This window comes from Candidatus Protofrankia californiensis, from assembly GCF_900634765.1.
GTDB classification, from domain to species: domain Bacteria; phylum Actinomycetota; class Actinomycetes; order Frankiales; family Frankiaceae; genus Protofrankia; species Protofrankia californiensis.
The window spans coordinates 1-3334 of the sequence record NZ_CAAAFT010000400.1; the positions used below are offsets into that span (position 1 = coordinate 1).

A 3334-nucleotide genomic window follows, 5' to 3' on the forward strand; every position below is an offset into this window, starting at 1 on the left:
GACGCCGGGCTCGCGGTGGTGAACTTCGGCGCCGGGTTCGGCGGCCGGGGGCTGGACTCCTCGCTGCAGGCCGCGGTGGAGGAACGCTTCGCCGCGGCGGGCGCCGCCGACCACACCATGCGCAACATCATCGCCCTCGGTATGGCGCTGCCCACCGTCCACGCCCACGGCACTGACGCGCAGAAGGCCCGCTACCTGCGGCCGGGCTTTTGCGGGGAGGAAATCTGGTGCCAGCTCTTCTCCGAGCCGGGGGCGGGTTCGGACCTCGCCGCGCTCGCCACCCGAGCCGTGCGTGACGGCGACGAGTTCGTCGTCAACGGCCAGAAGATCTGGACGTCGCTCGGCCACGTCGCGGACTTGGGCATCCTGCTCGCACGCACCGACCCCGACGTGCCCAAGCACGCGGGCCTGACCTACTTCCTGCTCGACATGCACACCCCGGGCGTTCAGGTGCGGCCGTTGCGCCAGCTCACCGGCGAGGCCGAGTTCAACGAGGTCTACCTGACCGACGTGCGGATTCCGCTGGCGAACGTGCTCGGCGGGGTGGGGCAGGGCTGGCGGGTCGCGATGACCACGCTGGCCAACGAACGGGTCTTCCTCAGCAGGCGCCCGGCCCGGCGCGGCGAGGGTCCCATCGGCCAGGCCGTCGAGATGTACCGCCAGGAGGCGAGCGACGGTCGCGTTGATGCCGCGGTCACCGAGCGGCTGATGCAGCTGTGGACCGCGGCCGAGGCTGCCCGGCTGACCAACGCCCGCGCCGCGTCGCAGGCCGGGCGGCAACCCGGTCCGGAAGGATCGATCGCCAAGCTGCAGATGGCCGAACTGAACAAAGCGATCTACGAACTGTGCGTCGATCTCTCCGGCGACGCCGGCCTACTGATCGACGGTTACACCGAGACAGCGCCCGACTTCGCCGCGGTCCACGGCGGGGCCGACGTCCGCAAGGCATACCTGCGCTCGCTGGCCAACCCGATCGAGGGCGGCACCTCTGAGATCCTGCGCACCATCCTCGGTGAGCGCGTTCTGGGTTTGCCCCCGGAACCCCGGGTCGACCGCGACATCCCCTGGAAGGACGTACGACGCTCGTGACCTCCCACACGGGCACGGACGCTCCGGCCGGTCGACGGCGGGATGTCGGTGTGAGGCCCACGGCCCAAGTCCCACCGATGACCGGTAGACCCTCCCGCATAACGCGGATCATGACGGCCCGTTGAAACAATCGCCGATTGATATTGTGAACCGGGCAAAGGGACACGGCCCATTGCGCGGGAGCCCACGCCCCGGCGATGTCAAAGGATCCGGCGATGTCGAAAGAGGGCGGCACGGCAATGGCGCGACCGAAAGTTCCACTGATCTCGAAGCGACGGGCGCTCGAGGTCGCACTGGAGATCATCAACGCGGAGGGGATCGAGTCACTGAGCATCCGGCGGCTCGCCGAGCGGCTCAAGGTCAACGGCGCGTCCCTGTACCACCACTTCCAGAACAAGGACGAGATCGTCGTCGGTGCCGCGCAGCTGGCACTCGAAGGCGTCCGCGCCCCGCAGACCCACGACGAGCCCTGGCGGGTGTGGATCCTGCGCAACGCCCGCCGGCTGCGCCAGGCATTCCGTGAATACCCGGATCTCGTGCCCGTGATGCTGCGCCGCCGGCCGCTGAGCATCGGCTCCATGGAGCTGGAGACCACCGCCGCGCTGCTGGCCAAGGAGGGGGTGCCGGTCGGGGCGATCGTGCCGATGCTGGAGGCGCTCGAGCTCGCCGCGATCGGCAGCGCGCTGCACGAGGCACGTGGCGACGGCGGCATCGACCCCGATCACGACGCCGAGCGGACGCCACACCTGATCCGGGCGTTCGAGCGGCGGGCGCTGTCCGCCGACGAGATCTTCGACAAGCTGTGCGGGCAGATCATCGACACGGTCGTGGCGACGGCCGCCGAACGGGCGGCATCACAGGAGCCGGAGGTTCCCGCCGCGCGGATGCTCTCCCCCCGCCAGCCCCAGGCGGGCAGGACCTCTCCGGCGAAGGCCACCGCCTGACCGTCCGGCGTCCGGTACCCGCCCTCGCCACCGACCCTGCGTCGGCCGCACCACCTACCTGCCAGCTCCGGACACACGGCGTTGATCAACGATTTCACCTGGGCCGCCATGCCCGGGGCCGCGCCACCCGTGGCGGAATCTGTCATCAGATGAATGGATATTCCCCACCTGGTTAGACTGAGGCTCACGAGCCGCGACCGGCTCCCCACCTAGCCGAGGCCGGAGACAGGATGACCGACAACGCGACGCCCACTGGCACGGCGACGCCTACTGGCACGACCGGCCCACTGGCAGGATTACGCGTCATCGAACTCGCCGGAATCGGCCCGGGACCCTTCGCTGCGATGCTGCTCGCCGACCTGGGTGCCGACGTGCTCAGGGTGGATCGTCCGGACGAGTCGGGCAGCATCGTGCCGCCGGAGCTGGACGTGCTGCGCCGCAGCCGCCGCTCAGTGGCCATCAACCTGCGCTCCCCCGAGGGCCTGCGGGCGGTGCTGGACCTGGTGGAGCGGGCGGACGTGCTGATCGAGGGCTACCGGCCAGGGGTCACCGAACGTCTCGGGATCGGCCCGGAGGCATGCTGGGCCCGTAATCCCCGCCTGATCTACGGCCGGATGACCGGCTGGGGCCAGGACGGCCCGCTGTCGCCGACCGCCGGGCACGACATCTCCTACCTCGCGATCACCGGGGCGTTGCACGCGATGGGCCGCCACGGCGAAGCCCCCGCCGTGCCGCTCAACCTCGTCGGTGACTTCGCCGGGGGTTCGCTCTACCTGGTCATGGGGGTGCTCGCCGCGCTGTTCGAGGCCGGCCGGTCCGGCCGCGGCCAGGTGGTCGATGCCGCCATCGTCGACGGTGCGGCCTCCCTGACCGCCATGATGCACAGCATGATCGCTGCTGGGCTGTGGCGCGACGAGCGGGGCGTCAACCTGCTCGACACCGGCCGCCCCTGGTACGACGTCTACCAGGCCGCCGACGGTGGATGGGTCGCCGTCGGGCCGCTGGAGCCGAAGTTCTACGCGGAGTTCATGACACTGCTCGGCCTGGAGCCCGACGAGGCAGCGCGCGCGAGCCGCGACGCCTGGCCCGCGCTGCGGGAGCGGATCGCCACGGCATTCGCCCGGCGCACCCGCGACGAATGGGCGAAGGTCTTCGAGGGCACCGACGCCTGTGTGGCGCCCGTCCTGGGGCTGACGCAGGCCGCCGACCACCCCCACCTGGCTACCCGCGGCACGTTCGTCGATGTGAACGGGGTGCGGCAACCCGCTCCCGCACCCCGTTTCAGCCGGACCCCACCATCC

Annotated in this window: 3 protein-coding genes; all 3 read left to right on the forward strand. The window is 70.7% G+C overall.

Annotated elements, in window-relative coordinates; all coding sequences use genetic code 11:
• A partial coding sequence (locus DD1DGNOD_RS20510; protein ID WP_206443338.1) for an acyl-CoA dehydrogenase family protein occupies window positions 1-1089 on the forward strand: 1089 nt, incomplete at its 5' end.
• Window positions 1090-1304: 215 nt separating this feature from the next.
• Window positions 1305-2033 (forward strand): TetR family transcriptional regulator, encoded by a 729-nt coding sequence (locus DD1DGNOD_RS20515; RefSeq protein ID WP_241251597.1) that lies wholly within the window; start codon window positions 1305-1307, stop codon window positions 2031-2033.
• A gap of 230 nt (window positions 2034-2263) precedes the next feature.
• Window positions 2264-3334, forward strand: a 1071-nt coding sequence (locus tag DD1DGNOD_RS20520) for a CaiB/BaiF CoA transferase family protein (RefSeq protein WP_131770851.1), incomplete at its 3' end; no start/stop codon positions are given.